Origin of the sequence: Nocardioides sp. TF02-7 (genome assembly GCF_022437945.1) — a bacterium.
GTDB lineage: Bacteria > Actinomycetota > Actinomycetes > Propionibacteriales > Nocardioidaceae > Nocardioides.
In genome coordinates this window covers 4,352,235-4,369,864 of record NZ_CP092535.1, presented here as the reverse complement: position 1 = coordinate 4,369,864, position 17,630 = coordinate 4,352,235, and the positions used below count along the sequence as shown (strand labels likewise).

The 17,630-nt window shown below is 74.4% G+C and carries 18 protein-coding genes and 3 pseudogenes; all 21 read left to right on the top strand.

From position 1 onward, the window contains the following. Positions 1 to 315 precede the first annotated feature (315 nt). The 21 genes and pseudogenes from MF408_RS22730 (at position 316) to MF408_RS22630 (ending at position 17,289) form a co-directional block, all read left to right on the top strand. On the top strand, positions 316 to 1,131 hold the full coding sequence (locus MF408_RS22730; RefSeq protein WP_240252126.1) for a ParA family protein: 816 nt from the start codon (positions 316 to 318) through the stop codon (positions 1,129 to 1,131). After that, positions 1,128 to 1,472, top strand: coding sequence for a hypothetical protein (locus MF408_RS22725; protein WP_240249517.1), 345 nt, complete (start codon positions 1,128 to 1,130; stop codon positions 1,470 to 1,472). Before MF408_RS22730 ends, MF408_RS22725 begins: the two co-directional genes overlap by 4 nt. Positions 1,473 to 1,482: 10 nt before the next feature. Continuing rightward, positions 1,483 to 2,378 (top strand): annotated as a pseudogene (locus MF408_RS22720) (ScpA family protein). Next, complete coding sequence (scpB, locus tag MF408_RS22715; protein ID WP_240249516.1) at positions 2,375 to 3,037, top strand: SMC-Scp complex subunit ScpB; 663 nt, start codon at positions 2,375 to 2,377, stop codon at positions 3,035 to 3,037. The pseudogene MF408_RS22720 and the gene scpB overlap by 4 nt, the downstream one beginning before the upstream one ends. Further along, a pseudogene (locus MF408_RS22710) lies at positions 3,034 to 3,785 on the top strand (pseudouridine synthase). Before scpB ends, MF408_RS22710 begins: the two are co-directional and overlap by 4 nt. Before the next feature lie 15 nt (positions 3,786 to 3,800). Continuing rightward, positions 3,801 to 5,057, top strand: coding sequence for a helix-turn-helix domain-containing protein (locus MF408_RS22705; RefSeq protein ID WP_240249515.1), 1,257 nt, complete (start codon positions 3,801 to 3,803; stop codon positions 5,055 to 5,057). Between the two features lie 66 nt (positions 5,058 to 5,123). Next, complete coding sequence (gene aroH, locus MF408_RS22700) at positions 5,124 to 5,507, top strand: chorismate mutase (protein WP_240249514.1); 384 nt, start codon at positions 5,124 to 5,126, stop codon at positions 5,505 to 5,507. A gap of 46 nt (positions 5,508 to 5,553) precedes the next feature. Further along, positions 5,554 to 6,237: a (d)CMP kinase gene (cmk, locus tag MF408_RS22695; RefSeq protein WP_240249513.1), complete on the top strand. Its 684-nt coding sequence runs from the start codon at positions 5,554 to 5,556 to the stop codon at positions 6,235 to 6,237. After that, the gene (locus tag MF408_RS22690) at positions 6,234 to 6,998 is read left to right on the top strand and encodes a lysophospholipid acyltransferase family protein (RefSeq protein ID WP_240249512.1); all 765 of its coding nucleotides are present in this window, start codon (positions 6,234 to 6,236) and stop codon (positions 6,996 to 6,998) included. The genes cmk and MF408_RS22690 overlap by 4 nt, the downstream gene beginning before the upstream one ends. After that, positions 6,991 to 8,388: a ribosome biogenesis GTPase Der gene (gene der, locus MF408_RS22685; protein WP_240249511.1), complete on the top strand. Its 1,398-nt coding sequence runs from the start codon at positions 6,991 to 6,993 to the stop codon at positions 8,386 to 8,388. The genes MF408_RS22690 and der overlap by 8 nt, the downstream gene beginning before the upstream one ends. Before the next feature lie 272 nt (positions 8,389 to 8,660). Continuing rightward, a pseudogene (locus MF408_RS27380) lies at positions 8,661 to 9,467 on the top strand (hypothetical protein); the annotation flags it as partial. Positions 9,468 to 10,144: 677 nt separating this feature from the next. After that, positions 10,145 to 10,771 (top strand): hypothetical protein, encoded by a 627-nt coding sequence (locus tag MF408_RS22675; protein WP_240252199.1) that lies wholly within the window; start codon positions 10,145 to 10,147, stop codon positions 10,769 to 10,771. A gap of 106 nt (positions 10,772 to 10,877) precedes the next feature. After that, positions 10,878 to 11,777 (top strand): phenylalanine 4-monooxygenase, encoded by a 900-nt coding sequence (locus tag MF408_RS22670; RefSeq protein ID WP_240252124.1) that lies wholly within the window; start codon positions 10,878 to 10,880, stop codon positions 11,775 to 11,777. Between the two features lie 26 nt (positions 11,778 to 11,803). Next, positions 11,804 to 12,010 carry a hypothetical protein gene (locus MF408_RS22665; RefSeq protein WP_240249510.1) on the top strand — a complete coding sequence of 69 codons (207 nt, stop codon included), beginning with the start codon at positions 11,804 to 11,806 and terminating at the stop codon, positions 12,008 to 12,010. Between the two features lie 335 nt (positions 12,011 to 12,345). Next, on the top strand, positions 12,346 to 12,657 hold the full coding sequence (locus MF408_RS22660) for a hypothetical protein (protein WP_240249509.1): 312 nt from the start codon (positions 12,346 to 12,348) through the stop codon (positions 12,655 to 12,657). A 127-nt stretch (positions 12,658 to 12,784) separates the two neighbouring features. Further along, a complete protein-coding gene (locus MF408_RS22655) occupies positions 12,785 to 13,336 on the top strand; it encodes a hypothetical protein (protein ID WP_240249508.1) in 552 nt (183 codons plus the stop codon). A 589-nt stretch (positions 13,337 to 13,925) separates the two neighbouring features. Beyond that, on the top strand, positions 13,926 to 14,273 hold the full coding sequence (locus tag MF408_RS22650; protein ID WP_240249507.1) for a hypothetical protein: 348 nt from the start codon (positions 13,926 to 13,928) through the stop codon (positions 14,271 to 14,273). A 48-nt stretch (positions 14,274 to 14,321) separates the two neighbouring features. Further along, a complete protein-coding gene (locus tag MF408_RS22645; protein ID WP_240249506.1) occupies positions 14,322 to 15,299 on the top strand; it encodes an alpha-L-rhamnosidase C-terminal domain-containing protein in 978 nt (325 codons plus the stop codon). A gap of 1 nt (position 15,300) precedes the next feature. Then, complete coding sequence (locus tag MF408_RS22640; protein ID WP_240249505.1) at positions 15,301 to 15,450, top strand: hypothetical protein; 150 nt, start codon at positions 15,301 to 15,303, stop codon at positions 15,448 to 15,450. A gap of 113 nt (positions 15,451 to 15,563) precedes the next feature. After that, on the top strand, positions 15,564 to 15,701 hold the full coding sequence (locus MF408_RS22635) for a hypothetical protein (protein ID WP_240249504.1): 138 nt from the start codon (positions 15,564 to 15,566) through the stop codon (positions 15,699 to 15,701). Next, a complete protein-coding gene (locus tag MF408_RS22630; RefSeq protein ID WP_240249503.1) occupies positions 15,679 to 17,289 on the top strand; it encodes a trehalase family glycosidase in 1,611 nt (536 codons plus the stop codon). Before MF408_RS22635 ends, MF408_RS22630 begins: the two co-directional genes overlap by 23 nt. Positions 17,290 to 17,630: the final 341 nt, after the last annotated feature.

Below are 17,630 nucleotides of genomic sequence, written 5' to 3'. Positions count from 1 at the left end.
CCGATCCCGACCGATCCCGATCGGCCCGGCGCGCCGCCGCAATGTCGCCGTGTCGACATTGTTGACTGGACGCATCAACTGGTCAGGGCTGTGGGGAAGCAGCCCGTGATGGGTCCGAGGTGGCATGCCGATGATGGGTGGGTTCTTCTAGGTTCGAGCGCGCCGGACATGCCGCCGCGAGCCAGGATCCCGGAAAAGAGCGACGTGACCGATCCCCTTCCCTTCCCTGCCGAGGGCCCGACCGCGACGACGGTCGCCGAGGAGCCCGCTCCGGCCGCCCCGGCCGAGGCGCGGCTCGGCCCGACCGGCCGGCCGATGCCCGAGCTGCCCGACCCCCGCCCGGTGACCGAGCACGGCCCGGCGCGGGTGATCTCGATGTGCAACCAGAAGGGCGGCGTCGGCAAGACGACGACCACGATCAACCTCGGTGCCGCCCTCGCCGAGTTCGGCCGCAAGGTGCTGCTCGTCGACTTCGACCCCCAGGGCTCGCTGTCGGTCGGTCTCGGCCTCAACCCGCACGAGATGGAGCTGACGGTCTACAACCTCCTCCTGGAGCGCGACGTGCGCATCGACGACGTGGTCGTGCCGTCCGGGGTGCCCGGCATGGACCTGCTGCCGTCGAACATCGACCTGTCGGCCGCGGAGGTGCAGCTGGTCCACGAGGTCGCCCGCGAGCAGACGCTGCAGCGGGTCCTGGCGCCGGCGATCGAGCACTACGACGTCATCCTCATCGACTGCCAGCCGTCCCTCGGCCTGCTCACGGTCAACGCGCTCACCGCGTCCGACGGCGTGATCGTGCCGCTGGAGTGCGAGTACTTCGCCCTCCGCGGGGTCGCGCTGCTCAAGAACACCATCGACAAGGTGCAGGAGCGGCTCAACCCCAAGCTCGAGATCGACGGCGTCCTCGGCACGATGTACGACGGCCGCACCCTGCACGGCCGCGAGGTGCTGGAGCGGCTGGTGCAGGCGTGGGGCGACAAGGTGTTCCACACCGTCATCCGCCGCACCGTGAAGTTCAGCGACTCCACCGTCGCCGGCGAGCCGATCACGTCGTACGCGTCGGGTTCCTCGGGGGCCGAGGCCTACCGCCAGCTCGCGAAGGAGGTGGCGCTGCGGTGCCTCGACGCGTGAGCCTGCCCACCGCCGACGACCTCTTCCGCCCCACCGCCGACCCCGGCACCGACCGCCCCGACCGCTCCGATCGCACCGTGCGGGCGGTGCCGGACGCCCCGGAGACCGACCGGTCGGGCACCAAGCGGCCGTCGGGCCGGATCCGGCACGACGAGAAGATGACGGTCTACGTCACCTCGGCGGAGCTGATGGAGATCGAGCAGGTGCGGCTGCGGCTGCGCGGCGAGCACGGCCTGGCGGTCGACCGCGGCCGGTTGGTCCGCGAGGCGCTGAGCCTGGTCCTGGCGGAGTTCGAGGTCAACGGGGAGGACTCCGCGCTGGTCAGGCGACTGCGTGAGTAATCATGCAGTCGTGACCGCAGCAGCCGACGAGACGCCCCGGGGCGGCTTCGAGGTGCGCCTCGACAACTTCGAGGGCCCGTTCGACCTGCTGCTCAACCTCATCTCCAAGCACAAGCTCGACGTCACCGAGATCGCGCTCTCGCAGGTCACCGACGAGTTCATCGCGCACGTGAAGCGCCTCCCCGAGGGCGACCTGGAGGAGACGACGTCGTTCCTGCTGGTCGCCGCGACGCTGCTCGACCCTCAAGGCGGCCCGGCTGCTGCCGCAGGGCGACGTGGAGGACGAGGAGGACCTGGCGCTGCTGGAGGCGCGCGACCTGCTGTTCGCCCGGCTCCTGCAGTACAAGGCCTACAAGCAGGTCGCGGCCGTCCTCGACCAGCGGCTCACCGCGGAGGCCCGGCGCCACCCGCGCGCGGTGGGGCTCGACGAGCGGTTCGCCGGTCTGCTGCCGGAGGTGTTGATCGGGATCGGGCTCGACCAGTTCGCCGCGCTCGCGGCGAAGGCGCTGGAGCCGAAGCCGGAGCCGGAGCTCACCCTCCACCACATCCACGCGCCGGCCGTGAGCGTGCGGGAGCAGGCGGCGATCGTGATGGACCGGCTGCAGCGCAGCGGCACCATGACGTTCCGCGCCCTCTGCGGCGACTCGCCCGACACCCTGACGACCGTCGCCCGGTTCCTGTCGTTGCTGGAGCTCTTCCGCGAGGGGGGCGGTCGCGTTCGACCAGGTGACCGCCCTGGGCGAGCTCACCGTGCGGTGGACCGGCGGCGACGACGTCGACGTGGACGAGATGATCACCGACGAGTTCGACGGCGAGCCGCTGCCGCTGGAGACCGAGCGGCCGGCCGACGACCCAGCCACAGGACCGGCCGACCCGGCCACCGAGGACCAGGAGGGCAGCGCATGACCGAGGAAGCACTCGCCGTACCCGTCGCCGACCTCCGTCCCGCGCTGGAGGCGGTGCTGATGGTCGCCGACGAGCCGCTCGACCAGCGCGCGCTCGCCTCGGCGGTCGGCTACCCGGAGGCCGAGGTGGCCGAGGCCCTGGCCGCGCTGGCGGCGGAGTACGACGAGCAGGGCCGCGGCTTCGAGCTGCGCAACGTGGCCGGCGGCTGGCGGTTCTACACCCGTGAGGAGCTGGCGCCGGTCGTCGAGGCGTTCGTGCTCGAGGGGCAGCAGGCGCGGCTCACCCAGGCCGCGCTCGAGACCCTCGCCGTGGTCGCCTACCAGCAGCCGGTGTCCCGGGCGCGGGTCTCGGCGATCCGGGGCGTGAACGTCGACGGCGTGATGCGGACCCTGCTCAACCGCGGGCTGGTGGAGGAGGCCGGGCAGGACGGCGAGCACGGCGCGACGCTCTACCGGACCACGTCGTACTTCCTCGAGCGGATCGGCGTCGTGTCCCTCGACGAGCTGCCCGAGCTGGCGCCCTACCTGCCCGAGATGGACGACCTCGACGACGAGCTGGAGCCGACGCCGGTCACGGAGGCCGAGCCTGAGCCGGAGCACACCGGGCCGGAGCAGACAGGGCCGGAGCACACCCCATCGCCCGCGGACGACCAACCGTGAGCCGCGACATCCAGACCGACGACGACGGGTTGGTCCGGCTCCAGAAGCTGCTGGCCCAGTCCGGCGTCGCCTCGCGGCGCAGGTGCGAGGAGCTGATGCTCGACGGCCAGGTCGAGGTCGACGGCGAGGTCGTCACCCGGCTCGGCACGAAGGTCGACCCCGCACCGCCGTGGTCAAGGTCGCGGGCCGGCGGCTGCCGCCGGTCTCGGAGCACGTCTACCTGGTGCTCAACAAGCCCCGCGGCGTCGTGTCGACGATGGCCGACCCGGAGGGGCGGCGGACGATCAGCGACCTCGTGGCCGACCGGCCCGAGCGGCTGTTCCACGTCGGCCGGCTCGACACCGACACCTCGGGCCTGCTGCTGCTCACCAACGACGGCGACTTCGCGCACCGGATGGCCCACCCGTCGTACAAGGTGGAGAAGACCTACGTCGCCGAGGTCAAGGGCCGGGTAGCCCGCGGCACCGTCGCCGACCTGATGGCCGGTGTCACGCTCGAGGACGGCCCGGTGCGGGTCCGGCGGGTTCGCGTGGTCGAGGCCGCCGCCGAGCGCTCGATCGTGGAGCTGGTCATCCACGAGGGACGCAACCGGATCGTCCGCCGGCTGCTCGACCAGGTCGGCCACCCGGTGCGGCAGCTCAGCCGCACCCGGTTCGGACCGGTCGAGCTCGGCACGCTCAAGGTCGGCGCCCTCCGCGAGCTGACCAACGACGAGCTCGGGGCGCTGCTGGAGCTGGTCGGTCTCTGACCGTAGGTTGGAGGGGTGGTCGCCCCGGTGCCCGCAGCCCTCCAGCCCTACGTCGTCGCGCGGATCGCCTACGACGTCGAGTTCGGCTCGCCCGGCGTCCACCGGGGCCTGCCCGGCACGACGCTGACCCTGGTGCTCCCGCTCGACGAGCCGCTTCGGGTGTCGTGGCCGCACGCGTCCGGCTCGACGCACAGCGGCTGGTCATCGGTGTCCGGTCTCCACCTGGCGCCCGCGGCCGTCCACCACGGCGGCGCCCAGCGCGGGGTCCAGCTCGCCCTGACCGCCGCCGGCGCGCGGGCGGTGCTCGGCCTGCCGGCCGCCGGCCTGGCGGGCGCGCTCACCGACCTCACCGAGGTCGACGACCTGCCGGCCGCTCTCCGCGACCTCCCCGAGCGGCTGCACGACGCGCCCGGCGACGCCGCCCGCGTCGCCCTCGTCGACCGCACCCTCGCGGGGCTCGTCGCCGCGTCCGAGGACCCCCGGCCGCGGGCCGAGGTCGGCCACGCCCTGGCCCGGCTCACCCGCGGCGAGCGGGTCGCCGCGGTCGCCGACGAGGTCGGCTACAGCCGGCGCCGGCTGAGCACGCTGGTGCGGGCCGAGACCGGGGTGACCCCGAAGGAGTACCAGCGGCTGGCACGCCTCGAGCGGGCTCGGCAGCTGCTCGGCCGGGCGCCGCTGGCGGAGGTGGCGGGCCGTTGCGGCTACGCCGACCAGGCGCACCTCACCCGCGAGTGGACGGCCCTCGCGGGTTGCACCCCCCACCGTCTGGCTGCGCGAGGAGTTCCCATTCGTCCAAGACCGGGACCCGGCGGAGGAGCCAGGATCGGTGGCATGAGCGAGACGACGACTGAGACGACAGGGACGACCGGGACGACAGGGACGACGGGGACGACAGCGGCCGCCGTCCGGGTCTGGCCCGCGTTCGCCTTCCGCGACGCCGACCGGATGATGGAGTGGCTGCGGGCGATCGGGTTCACCGAGCACGCGACGTACCGCGAGGACGACGGCCGGGTCGCCCATGCCGAGTGGCTGTGGCCAAGCGGCGGGGCGATCATGTTCGGCTCCCAGCGCGACGACAGCCCGCTCCACGAGCCGGGCAAGGCCGGCACCTACCTGGTCACCGACGACCCCGACGCGGTCTTCGACGCCGCGGTGCGGGCCGGGGCCACCGTGCAGCGGCCGATGCGCGAGGAGGACTACGGCGGCCGCGGCGGCAGCGTCCTCGACCCGGAGGGCAACCACTGGTCGTTCGGCTCCTACCAGCCCGGCTGAGCCCGACCCGGCGTCGAGCCGCTAACCTCGTGCCGCCGGTTCGGTGGAGCGAGGTGAGGAGCAGCGGTGGCGGTGCGGGCGGTGCGGGGTGCGACCCAGCTGGACGCGGACGACCGCGACCACATGCTCGAGCGGGTGACCGAGCTGGTCACCGACGTCATGGAGGCCAACGGGCTCGACGTCGACGACTTCATCTCCGTCATCTTCACCGCGACCTCCGACCTGGTCTCGGAGTTCCCGGCGTACGCCGCCCGCCGGCTGGGGTTCGGCGAGGTGCCGCTGATCTGCGCCCGCGAGCTGGAGATCGCCGGCTCGATGCCGCGGGTGGTCCGGCTGATGGCGCACGTCGAGACCGACCTGCCGCGCGCCGACATCACCCACGTCTACCTCCACGGTGCTGCGGCGCTGCGCAGCGACCTGACCCGGGTGAGCCGCACGCCCGACGAGTGAGGCGCACCGGTGGGCCACCGGTCGGCCACCGGTAGGGTGGTGGCTCGTGGACGCAGGTGACATCGGCTCGATCGTGGTGGCCGTCGACGGCACCTCGGGGTCGGGCAAGTCGAGCACCTGCCGCGCGGTCGCCGAGCGGCTCGGGCTGCGCTACCTCGACACCGGCGCGATGTACCGCGCCGTGACCTGGTGGATGCTGCAGCACGACGTCGACGTGCACGACGCGGAGGCGGTCGCCGCCCGGGCGGCGGAGCCGCGGCTCGAGTCCGGGACCGACCCGCGCCGGCCCACGATCAGCCTCGACGGCGTCGACGTCTCGGTGGAGATCCGCAGCGACGCCGTCAACGGCGCGGTGTCGCCGGTCAGCACGGTCCCGGCCGTCCGCGAGCGGCTGGTCGCCCTCCAGCGGGAGATCATCGGCGCCGGCGGCATCGTGGTCGAGGGCCGCGACATCGGCTCCGTGGTGTGGCCCGAGGCGGAGCTGAAGGTCTTCCTGACCGCCGACGCCGCAGCCCGCGCCGCCCGCCGCGCCGCGGAGGCCGGGAGCAGCGACGTCGCGGCCACCGAGGCCTCCCTCCTCAGCCGCGACCGGATCGACTCGGGGCGGGCGGTCGCCCCGCTGACCCGCGCCGACGGCGCCGTCCAGGTCGACTCCACCGACCTGACCCTCGACGAGGTCGTCGACCTGGTGGTGGGCCTCGCGACCGCTCCGGCCGACGCCGCACCATGACCCGGGCGTCCGCTCACGTCGAGCGGCCGCGCACCGACCAGGTCCCGCGACCGACGCGGTGGCTCCTCCACGGTGGACGCCCCGCGAGCCGGTGGCTGATCCGCCGCCGCTACGACGTCCACGTCCACCACGCCGAGCGCTTCCCCGCGCGCGGCCCGGTCGTCGTCGCTGGCAACCACGTCGGGTACGCCGACGGGCCGCTGATGGCGATCTTCTCGCCGCGGCCGGTGCACGCGCTGACCAAGGTGGAGATGTTCACCGGGCCGCTCGGCTGGTTCCTGCGGCTGGCGGGGCAGATCCCGATCGACCGGTTCCGCGTCGACCCGGGCGCGGTCCGCACCAGCCTGCGGGTGCTGCGCGACGGCGGTGCCGTGGGCGTCTTCCCCGAGGGCGCCCGCGGGGCCGGTGACCTCGACCGGTTCCACCGCGGGGCGGCGTACCTCGCCATGGTGACCGGCGCCACGGTCGTGCCGGTGACGTTCCTCGGCACCCGCGAGCCCGGTGGCCACACCGACTCGCTGCCGGCCAAGGGCGCGCGGATCGACATGGTCGTGGGGGAGCCGGTTCCCTTCGCCGCCGTACCCTGGCCCCGGGTGCGCGACGAGGTGACCGCCCGGTCGCAGGAGCTGCACCGCGCGATGCTGGCCGGGCTGAGCGCGGCGCTGGACGAGACCGGCCGCAGCCTGCCCGGGCCGCTGCCGCCCGGTGAGACCGAGCCGGACCCCGGCGACGACGTGACGGAGATGGAGCGACATGACTGAGAACGACGTCCCGGCGGAGCCGGCAGGTCCGGCAGAGGCGGGTGCGCCGGACGAGCACGGCGGGCGGGCGCTGGGGCCCGTGCCGGTGCTCGCGGTCGTCGGCCGGCCCAACGTCGGCAAGTCGACGCTGGTCAACCGGATCCTCGGGCGCCGGGAGGCGGTCGTCGAGGACGTTCCGGGTGTGACCCGCGACCGGGTCTCCTACGACGCGGAGTGGAACGGACGGGCGTTCACCCTCGTCGACACCGGCGGCTGGGACCCCGACGCTCGCGGCCTCGCCGAGCGGATCGCCGCGCAGGCGGAGGTGGCGGTCTCGCTGGCCGACGCGACCCTCTTCGTCGTCGACGCCACCGTCGGCATCACCGACGCCGACGAGGAGGTGGTCCGGGTGCTGCGCCGCTCGGGGAAGCCGGTGGTGCTGGCGGCCAACAAGGTCGACGACGAGCGCACCGAGGCCGAGGCCCACGGCCTGTGGAACCTCGGGCTCGGCGAGCCGCACGCGGTGTCGGCCCTGCACGGCCGGGGCTCCGGCGACCTGCTCGACGCGGTGCTCTCGGTGCTGCCCGAGCCGCCGCCGGTGACCGAGACGGAGGTGGGCGGCCCGCGGCGGGTGGCGATCGTCGGTCGCCCCAACGTCGGGAAGTCCTCGCTGCTCAACAAGCTCGCGGGCGAGGAGCGGGTCGTCGTCGACAACGTGGCCGGGACGACGGTCGACCCCGTCGACGAGCTGGTCGAGCTCGGCGGCCGGACGTGGCGGTTCATCGACACCGCGGGCATCCGCAAGCGGGTCAAGGAGGCGTCGGGCCACGAGTACTACGCCTGGCTGCGCACCTCGACCGCCATCGAGCGGGCCGAGGTGTGCGTGCTCGTCCTCGACGGCCAGCAGTCGATCGCCGAGCAGGACGTGCGGATCCTCCAGGCGGTGCGGGAGGCCGGCCGGGCGCTGGTCATCGCGTTCAACAAGTGGGACCTGGTCGACGAGGAGCGGCGCCACTACCTCGACCGCGAGATCGAGCGCGACCTGGTGCAGGTGCAGTGGGCGCCGCGGATCAACATCACCGCCCGCACGGGGTGGCACGTCGACCGGCTGGTGCCCGCGCTCGAGCGGGCGCTGGCGGGGTGGGAGACCCGGGTCTCCACCGGCGCCCTCAACTCCTTCCTCGGCCGGCTGGTGGCCGAGCACCCCCACCCGGTGCGCAGCGGCAAGCAGCCGAAGATCCTCTTCGGCACGCAGGCGCAGTCGGAGCCGCCGACGTTCGTGCTGTTCACCTCGGGCAAGCTCGACGCCGGCTACGAGCGGTTCATCGAGCGGCGGCTGCGCGAGGAGTTCGGGTTCGTCGGCACGCCGATCGTGCTCCAGCAGCGGCCGAGGGAGAAGCGCCGGCGCTGAGGTCGGCTTGATTCCTTCGAACATGTGTTCGAAGATGGCGGGGTGAGCGCGCAGCCCCTCGAGGTGGTCCGCGGGACCGACGGTCCCGCCGGGGTCGTCGCTGCGCTGCGCCAGCGGATCAGCGCCCTCGAGGGCGGGCCGGCCCGGCTCTCCGTGCCCGTGCACCCTGCGCTCGAGGGGCTGGTGCGGCTGCGCACGGGCGCGAGCTACACCGTCGACTCCGCCTCGCTCGCGCTCATGCTCGCCGCGGGCGCTTCGGCGGCGGGGAGTGGGTGGGGTTCGCCGGGTGGCCCGACTTCGGCGCCCAGGCCGCCAGCGACCTCGGGATCGAGCTGCGCCGCACCGTGCTGGTCCCCGACCCGGGCGACCTCTGGCTCGAGGTCGCCGCCGCGCTCGTCGACGTGCTCAAGGTGGTCGTGCTCAAGCCGGCCGGCCGGGTCGACCCCAAGTCCGCCTCGGTGCTCGACGCCCGCCTGCGGGCCAGGTCGGCGGTGCTCGTCGTGTGGGGCGACTGGCCGCGTCCGGAGGCGAGGCTGAGCGCGGAGCGGGTGGCGTGGCAGGGCCTCGACCGGGGGCAGGGGCCGGTTGCGGGCGCGCGACGTGCGGGTCGTCGTACGCCGTGGCGGCGGCGCCGCGGCCGCGAGGGAGGTGCGGTTCCCGGTGGCGGACGAGCGGCGGCCGGCGTGACGCGGGTGCTCGTCGCCTGGTGCCCGGACTGGTCGGTGGTGGCCGCCCTGGCCGAGGCGGCCGAGGCGGGTGCGACCGCCCTCAGCAGCGCCCAGCCCGCGGCGGTGCTGTCCAACAACGTCGTCGAGGTCTGCAACGGCCCGGCCCGGTCCGCGGGCGTGCGGCGCGGCCAGCGCCGGCGCGACGCCCAGGCCCGGTGCCCCGAGCTGGTGCTGCTGCCGGCCAACCCCGACCGCGACGCGCGCTACTTCGAGCCGGTGCTCGCCACGGTCGAGGAGCTCCGGCCGGGCGTGGCGCCGATCCGCCCCGGGCTGCTGGCCGTGCCCGCTCCGGGCCGCTACTTCGGCGGCGAGCCCCACGCCGCCGCCCTGGTCGCCGAGCACCTCGTGGCCGCCGGGGTGTGGGACTGCCGGTTCGGGGTGGCCGACGACCTGTTCACCGCCGAGCAGGCCGCCCGCCGGGCTGCGGTCCAGGACTGCGTCGTGGTGCCGCCGGGAGGCGCGGCGGAGTTCCTCCGCCCGCTGCCGGTGCAGGTGCTCGGCCACGCCTCCGACGGGGCCATCGGTGCCGCCGGGTCCGAGGCGGCCGAGGGCCGCGAGCTGGCCGACCTGCTCCGCCGGCTCGGCCTGCCGACCCTCGGCGACTTCGCCCGGCTCGGGGCCGCGGAGGTGAGCAACCGGTTCGGTGCCTACGGCCTGGGCGTCTGGCGGCGCCTCCACGGCAGTGCCGCCACCCCGCTCGGCTCCCGCACGCCGCCACCCGAGCTGGCGTGCGAGGTCGGTTTCGAGCCGCCCCTGGAGTCGGCGGAGGCGGTCTGCTTCAGCGTCCGCACGACCGCCGAGCGGTTCGTCCAGGGGCTCGCCGACCGCCAGCTGGTGGCCGTCGGGGTGCGGGTCGAGGCGGAGTTCAGCGACGTGGGCGGCGTCGGGGTCTCCTCCCGCACCTGGCTGCACCCGCGCTGCTTCACCTCCCGCGACCTGGTCGACCGGGTGCACTGGCAGCTGCAGGGGCGGGCGGAGCGCTCCGCAGCCGTCGCGACGCCGGGTCGGTCACGGCGCCGGTCGAGCGGGTGCGCTTCCTGCCCGAGGCGGTCGAGCCGGCCGCCGACCACGCCGATGCGCTGTGGGGCGGCGGGGCCGAGGAGCAGGTCACCCGTGGTGTGGCGCGGGTGCAGGCGATGGTCGGCTACGACGCGGTCCGGGTGCCGGTGCTCCAGGGCGGCCGCGGCGTCGCCGACCGGCAGGCCCAGGTGCCGTGGGGGCGACCGGTCGGCCTGCGGCCGCTCGACCGCCCGTGGCCGGGGCGGGTCCCCGGTCCCGCACCGGCCCGGGTGTTCGCCGAGGCGCTCCCGGCCGAGGTGGTCGACGCCGACGGACGGCCGGTCGGCGTCACCGAGCGGGGGGTGGTCAGCGGCGAGCCCGCCCGGTTCCGGGTCGACGCACGCGCCGACACGGCCCGCGACGCGCGCGCCGACACGGCCCGCGACGCGCGCGCCGACATGGCCCGCGACGCACGCGGCCGGCGGTGGTGGCCGGTCACGTCCTGGGCCGGCCCGTGGCCGGTCGACGAGGGGTGGTGGCTGGAGGAGGGCGACGGTGGACTCGCGGCCCGGTTCCAGGTCGTCGGCGTCGACGGGCGTGCCTGGCTGCTCGTGTGCCGCCGCAGCGGATGGGAGCTCGAGGCGGCCTACGACTGACGGCGGTTTTCCCGCCTGCGGGCCTCCTTGCCGGACATATTCCCCGGACGTAGCGTGGGAGCAGGGACGTCCACCGACGTACGTCGACCCACGGAGGCCACAAGCCATGTTCGAGGAAGCCCAGCTGTACTCCCCGGTCACCACCGGCGAGGACGGCAGCGTCACCGTCCACCTCGGTGACGACCACCCCGGGGTCAACGACCCCGCCTACCGCGCCCGCCGCAACGACATCGCGAGCGCCGCGCTCGCCTGGAGCCCGGGCCGGCCGGTGCCGCGCATCGACTACACCGACACCGAGCACGAGGTGTGGCGCACCGTGTGCGAGCACATCGCGCCGCTGCACGAGAAGTACGCCTGCCGCGCCTACCTCGACGCCGTCGCCGCGCTCGACCTGCCCCGCGACCGGGTGCCGCAGCTCGACGAGGTCACGGCCGGCCTGCAGCCGCTGACCGGCTTCTCCTACGTCCCGGCGGCCGGCATCGTGCCGCTGGAGGAGTTCTACGGCTCCCTCGAGGACGGCTTCTTCCACTCGACGCAGTACCTCCGCCACCACGCCGTCCCGCTCTACACGCCCGAGCCCGACCTGATCCACGAGGTGATCGGTCACGGCAACCTCCTCGCCGACCCGCAGGTCGCCGAGGTGAAGCGGCTCGCCGGCGCCGCCGCTCGCCGGATGCAGACCCGCGCGGGACTGCAGATGGTGGCCGACGTCTTCTGGTTCACCATCGAGTTCGGCGTGCTCCACGAGGGTGGGGAGCTGCGGGCCTACGGCGCGGGCATCCTGTCGTCGTACGGCGAGATCGAGGAGTTCCGCGGCATGCAGATCCGGCCGCTGGACTTCGCCGAGATGGCGACGATCGACTACGACATCACCCACTACCAGCAGGTGCTCTTCGCCGCGGAGTCCTTCGCGCACATGGTCGACACCGTCGGCGCGTTCTTCGCCGAGTGCGACGACGACACGCCGGCCCGGCTCGGCGTGCCCGAGAAGGCGAAGGCGCACTGACGGGCGGTCGACGCCACAATGGGCGGGTGATCCCGCACGTCGTGATGTGGCCGGTCGACGACTGGCCGGAGGCGGCCGCCGCGTGGCGGCGGGCCGAGGAGCTCGGCTTCGACACCGCGTGGGTCTACGACCACCTGGCGTGGGGCGGGCACACCCCCGTGGGACGACGCCTACGCCACCCTGGCCGCGGGTCGCCGCGACGACCACGACGATCCGGCTCGGCACGCTCGTGACCTCCGCCCAACTTCCGCATCGCCGGTGCCCACCGCCTCCGCGGTGCGGACGATCGACCGGATCTCCCAGGGCCGGCTCACCCCGGCATCGGCGCCGGCGGCATGGCGCACACCTCCGACGGCGACGTCCTCGACCGCGACTGGTCGCCGCGGGAGCGGGCCGACCGGTTCGTGGAGGGGTCGGCCAGCTCGACGCGCTGCTGACCGGGGGAGTCCGTCTCGGTGCGCGGCGACCACTGGTCGGCGCGCGACGTCACCATCGCGCCTCGGGCTGGTGCAGCAGCGGCCGCCGTTCTGGATCGCGGCCAACGGTCTGCGGGGCATGCGGCTGGCTGGTGCGCCACGGGCAGGGCTGGATCGCCAACCCGCAGACCGACGACCCGCTCGGCGAGGTGCGCGGCCAGGTCGACCGGCTCGGCGAGCTCTGCACGGAGGCCGGCCGCGACGTCGCCGGGATGCGCCGGCTGCTGCTGACCGGGTTCACCGACGAGCCGTGGCTCGCCTCGCCGGCGGCGTACGACGACCTCGCCGGCCGCTACGCCGGAGGCCGGGATCACCGACGTCGCCCTGCACCTGGCCGCGACCCGGCACCCGGTGGGAGTCGGACCCCCGACGTCCTCGCGGCGATCGCCGGCGCTGACCGCTGAGCCGGCGTTTCATACGGGTCGACCGGCGGCCGGATCCGGCCACCGTGGTTCCTTGCGGCGCGGGGCGAGGAGCGGATAGAAACTCTGGACCGGCCCATTGAATGGTTTCATCTCGGGAGGACCCTCGATGCCGTCACGCCGTCGTACCGCCATCGCCGCGGGATGCGCCGCGAGCGCTCTCGTCGCCGCCCTGCTCGGCACGGCCCCTGCCGCCAGCACCGCCGCCGCGGCCGCCGACGACGACGGGCCGATGCTCGGCCTGCCGTCGCCTCGGAGGCCCAGAAGTACGTCCTGGCGCCGCGCAGCCGAACGGTCCGCCCGCGGCGGGTCGCCGACGTCACCCGCCACAACCACGACTTCGTCACCGCGGCGTCGCGGACCTTTCGAGACCGCCGCCCACGGGCTGCGGTCCGGCACCAGCGACGTCGCTACCGTCGCCGGCGTCCCGGTGCGGCGGGCCGGGGCCGGCCGTCCGGGCGGCTGGTTCTCCTACGATGCTGCGGGTGCCGAAGCGGAAGGCGTTCCGCTGCGCGTCGAGGGAGGCCGGGAGCGCCGACGCGCGCTACGACGTGCTCGTCGAGGGGCGACGGGTGCACACGCGCCGGATGTCCTCTACGCCGCGCAGGCGCGCCCCATCGGCCTGACCCACTACGACGTCCAGGTGCCGGCGCGCTCGTGAGGTCGGGCCGGGTCACCGTGTCACCTTCCGCAACCGCCGCCAACCCCGGCGACGGTGCGCGGATCGCGAGCGTGTGGGCCAGTGGGGCGAAGGACGCCCGCCTCGCCCAGTACGGCGGCACCGTCCGCGCCCCGGCCGGCGCCTTCCGCGGAGTGAGCATCGACGCCCGGTCCGACTTCTTCGGACGGCCCTACGTGGTCTACGACTTCGGCCGCGAGGTCGGCGGCACGATCTCCCTCGACGTCCGCGACGTGAAGCGCCGGCCGCGCCTGGGGCTGGCGTTCAGCGAGTCCGACACCTTCCTCACCACGCAGTCCGACTTCAGCCAGGACCCCTCTCCGCATCGCCACCGAGACCCACTACTTCCGACCCACCAAGGCGGGCGAGCTGGAGGACCCGGTGATCCGCGGTGGCTTCCGCTACCTGATGGTGTTCCCTCGACGGCCGCGGCTCGCTGCGTCTCCGCCGACCTCGCCCTGGACTTCACCGCCGACCCGGCCAACCCCGCCCGGCGCGGTACGAGGGCGCCTTCCTCTCCAGCGACGACACCCTCAACCGGCTGTGGTACTCCGGCGCCTACACCACGCAGATGTCGACGATCCCGTCCGACACCGGTCGTCCCTACCCGGCGACGCCCGGCCCGGTCCGCAACGACGTGGTGGTCGCGCAGGGTGACGTCTTCCTCTCCGACGGCGCCAAGCGCGACCGCTACGACTGGGGCGGCGACAACGTCGTCTCCAACGTCGTCAGCTACCTCACGACCGGCCAGGACGGTGCCGGCCGAGAACGCCCTCGAGTGGTTCTCCGCCAACCCGAGCCCGGAGGGCCAGATCCCCGGCGTCTACCTGCCGGAGCCGAGCGGGTTCACCTACAACTGGGGCGAGTACGCCGCCTGGTGGATGCAGAACTACTGGAAGCACTACCTCTACACCGGTGACCGCGCGTTCCTCGAGGAGTGGTTCCCGGCGCTGCAGGACAACGTCGCGTGGGTGGAGTCCCCGCGTCGGCGACGACGGGCTGTGGGACGTGCCGGACGGGGCGTCGGGCCACTGGGGCTACGGCCAGGCCGGCAAGGGAGGCCTACGACAACATCGTCTACGTCCACACGCTGGCCTCGGCCGCCGACGCCGCCGAGGAGCTCGGCCACGACGACCTCGCCGAGGAGTGGCGCGGCTACGCCGACCGCACGGCGGACGCGGTGAACGAGACGCTGTGGGACGACGAGGCGGGTGCCTACGTCGCGATCGCCGGCTCGCCGGCCCACCCGCTGGACGCCAACGCGCTGGCCGTCGCCTCCGGCGTCGCCGGTCCGGACCGGGCCGAGCGGGTGCTCGACTTCATCCAGGGCGAGCTCGCACGCCGTACGGCGACGTCGCCACCGACACCACGGAGGGGGACCGCGGTCCCCCGACTACATCAGCCCGTTCGTCGCCGGCCACGAGCTGCAGGCGTTCGCCGCGGCGGGCGACACCGAGGGGGCGATGGACGTGCTCCGCCGCACCTGGGGCCACATGCTGCGGGGCGACAGCACCGGGACCTTCTGGGAGACCGTCTCGCCGGAGGGCGAGCTCGGCCTGGGGTCCCACACGAGCATGAGCCACGGCTGGGCGGCCGCGCCGACCAGCTTCCTGACCGAGCACACGCTCGGTGTGACGCCGACCGCAGCAGGCTACGAGTCCTTCGACGTCTCGCCGCAGCCCAGCGAGGGCCTGAGTGGGCGCAGGGCGCCGTGCCGACGCCGCAGGGCACCATCCGCACGGCCTGGCGGCGCACCGCCGACGGCGGCTTCCGCCTGGTCGTGGAGGCCCCGCCGGGGACCACCTACACCGCGACCGTGCCCGCAGCGGCCACCGCCGAGGTCCGGGTCGACGGCGAGAAGGCGGACCTGTCCCGCACGAGCGGACCGGCCACCCTCTCCGGACTGTCCCGCACGACGACCATCACCGTCGAGCCGAGGAGCTGACATGCACCGCACGACGTACCGTCTCCGTCTCGCCGCGGCGGCCTGCCACCGGCATCGCCGTCCTCGCCCCGCTGAGCGCCGGCGCCGTCCCGGGCGACGCCGCGAGCGCGGCGGCCGCCCCGACGGCGGTCACCGCCGCTGCGCCCTCTGAGCCCGCTGAGCCCGCTGAGCCCGCGCAGCGCTCGGCACCGTCGGCGCCCGGCAAGGGGGAACCCGTGGCGCGACCAGGGCTACCGGCCGGCCCGCGGGCAGTGGCAGGACTACGTGCTCGCGCCGGCCCGCCGCACCGTCCGCGCCGAGTCCGTCGAGCTGGCCCGCGCGCGGGGTGGGGGCATCGACGGCGCGGTCCGCGACGTGCTCCCGCGCCGACGGCGACACCGTGCGGATCACCAGCCCCGGTGACCGGACGCAGTCACCGATCGTGGTCGTCGACTTCGGCAAGGAGGTCTCCGGCCCGGTGCAGGTGCGGGTGACCGGCGCCTCGGAGGAGCGACCCGGGCTGCGCGTCTGCTACAGCGAGTCGCTGCAGTACCTCGCCCGCTTCCCCGGCCAGAACGACGGCCAGGCGGCGCACGCGCCCGGGTGCGACACCGCCAACATCTGGAACGGGTTCCCCGGCCAGCCCTACACCTACGACTCCGACAGCCACGCCCTGCCGCTCGCCGAGGCCGAGCTGCCTGCGCGGCTGACCGACCCGGTCCTCCGCGGCGGCTACCGCTACGCCACGTTGTTCCTCGACGGACCGGGCTGGGTCGAGGTCGACGAGGTCCGGATGCGGTTCACCGCCGCGCCGGGGCAGGGCGACCGCCTCCGCGACTACCGCGGTCACTTCCTCTCCAGCGACCACCTGCTCAACAAGATCTGGTACGCCGGCGCCTACACCGTGCAGATCAACACCGACCGGCCGGACACGGCCAAGAACTGGCCGTACGAGCCCGGCGAGCCGGACCACGCCGACGACGTCGTGCCGCACGCCGACCCCGACACCGACGTCATCTACGACGGCGGCAAGCGGGACCGGATCATCTGGCAGGGCGACCTCGCCGTCCAGGCGCCGGTGGTCTGGCTCTCGACCGGTGACGAGGCGGCGTTGAAGAACTCGCTGAGCTCGCTCGCCGCCCAGCAGCTCGACGACGGCTACGTCCCCGCGGCCAGCCTGGTCGGCCAGCACAACCAGAACGAGCTGCGCAACTACGGGGAGTACGTCACCTGGTTCGTCTCCAACATGGCCGAGCACCACCGCTGGACGGGCGACGAGCGCTACCTGCGCCGCTGGTGGCCGGCGATGGAGCGCGCGGTCGCGTGGTTGGAGGAGCAGCGCGACGACACCGGGCTGCTCTCGATGGAGGCGTCCGGGTCGTGCGGCCACTACGGCTACCGCAACTGCGGCCACGAGACCTACATCAACGCCCTCTACGCCAGGAACCTCGACCAGTTGGCCGCCCTCGCCCGGCCGGCGGGCGAGCGCGCCGCCGCGGCCGGGTACGCCGCCCGCGCCGACGAGGTGCGCCGGGCGATCAACGACCAGCTGTGGGACGCGGAGGCCGGCGCCTACCGGCTGTCGACCGAGATCCCCTCGGCCTACCCGCAGGACGGCAACGCGGCGGCGGTGCTGGCCGGGGTCGCGAACCGATCGAAGGCGCGCCGCGCGATGACCCACCTGCGGCGCAACTCGTGGGGCGACATCGGCTCGCTCACCGTGTCGCCGTCGACGCCGAACGCCTCGCTCAGCCCGTTCTACGCGCCGCTGCCGAGCTGGTTCGAGGTCGACGCCCGGCTGACCGCGCCCGGGAGCACGCCGCTGCAGCAGCAGAGCGCGTTCACGCTGATGAAGCGCTTTGGGGCTGGCAGCTGCGGCAGGACCCGGGCTCGACGTTCTGGGAGCACGTGCAGCCGAACGGCGACCCGAACCTCCAGCAGTTCTCCAGCCTCGCCCACGGGTGGGGCGCGGGGCCGACCGCGAGCCTGTCGACCCACGTGCTGGGCGTGAACCCGCTCGCTGACGGCTTCGCCCGGTTCCAGGTCGCGCCGCGGCCGGGCTCGCTGCGGTGGGCCGAGGGCACGGTGCCGACGCGGCACGGCAAGGTGCGGTTGGCCTGGACCAACCGCGGGCGGGTCTTCGACGCCCGGCTGCGGGTGCCGGCCGGCACCCGGCCGACGTTCGTCTCGCCGGTCGCCGGCAAGCGCGTGAAGGTGGTCGTCGACGGCCGCACCGTGTGGAACCGCGGGGAGCTGCGCGGGCGTGCGTCACTGGTCGACGGGAAGGTGGTCGTCAGCGGCCTCCGCCCGGGCCGGCACCGGATCACCGTGACCCGGCTGCGGACGCCGCGG

Coding starts and splice junctions, on each gene's coding strand:
- MF408_RS22730 (WP_240252126.1), top strand. CDS start 316: ATGCCCGAGCTGCCCGACCCCCGCCCGGTGACCGAGCACGGCCCGGCG.
- scpB (WP_240249516.1), top strand. CDS start 2,375: ATGACCGAGGAAGCACTCGCCGTACCCGTCGCCGACCTCCGTCCCGCG.
- MF408_RS22690 (WP_240249512.1), top strand. CDS start 6,234: ATGACCCGGGCGTCCGCTCACGTCGAGCGGCCGCGCACCGACCAGGTC.
- der (WP_240249511.1), top strand. CDS start 6,991: ATGACTGAGAACGACGTCCCGGCGGAGCCGGCAGGTCCGGCAGAGGCG.
- MF408_RS22670 (WP_240252124.1), top strand. CDS start 10,878: ATGTTCGAGGAAGCCCAGCTGTACTCCCCGGTCACCACCGGCGAGGAC.
- MF408_RS22655 (WP_240249508.1), top strand. CDS start 12,785: ATGCCGTCACGCCGTCGTACCGCCATCGCCGCGGGATGCGCCGCGAGC.
- MF408_RS22650 (WP_240249507.1), top strand. CDS start 13,926: ATGTCGACGATCCCGTCCGACACCGGTCGTCCCTACCCGGCGACGCCC.
- MF408_RS22640 (WP_240249505.1), top strand. CDS start 15,301: ATGCACCGCACGACGTACCGTCTCCGTCTCGCCGCGGCGGCCTGCCAC.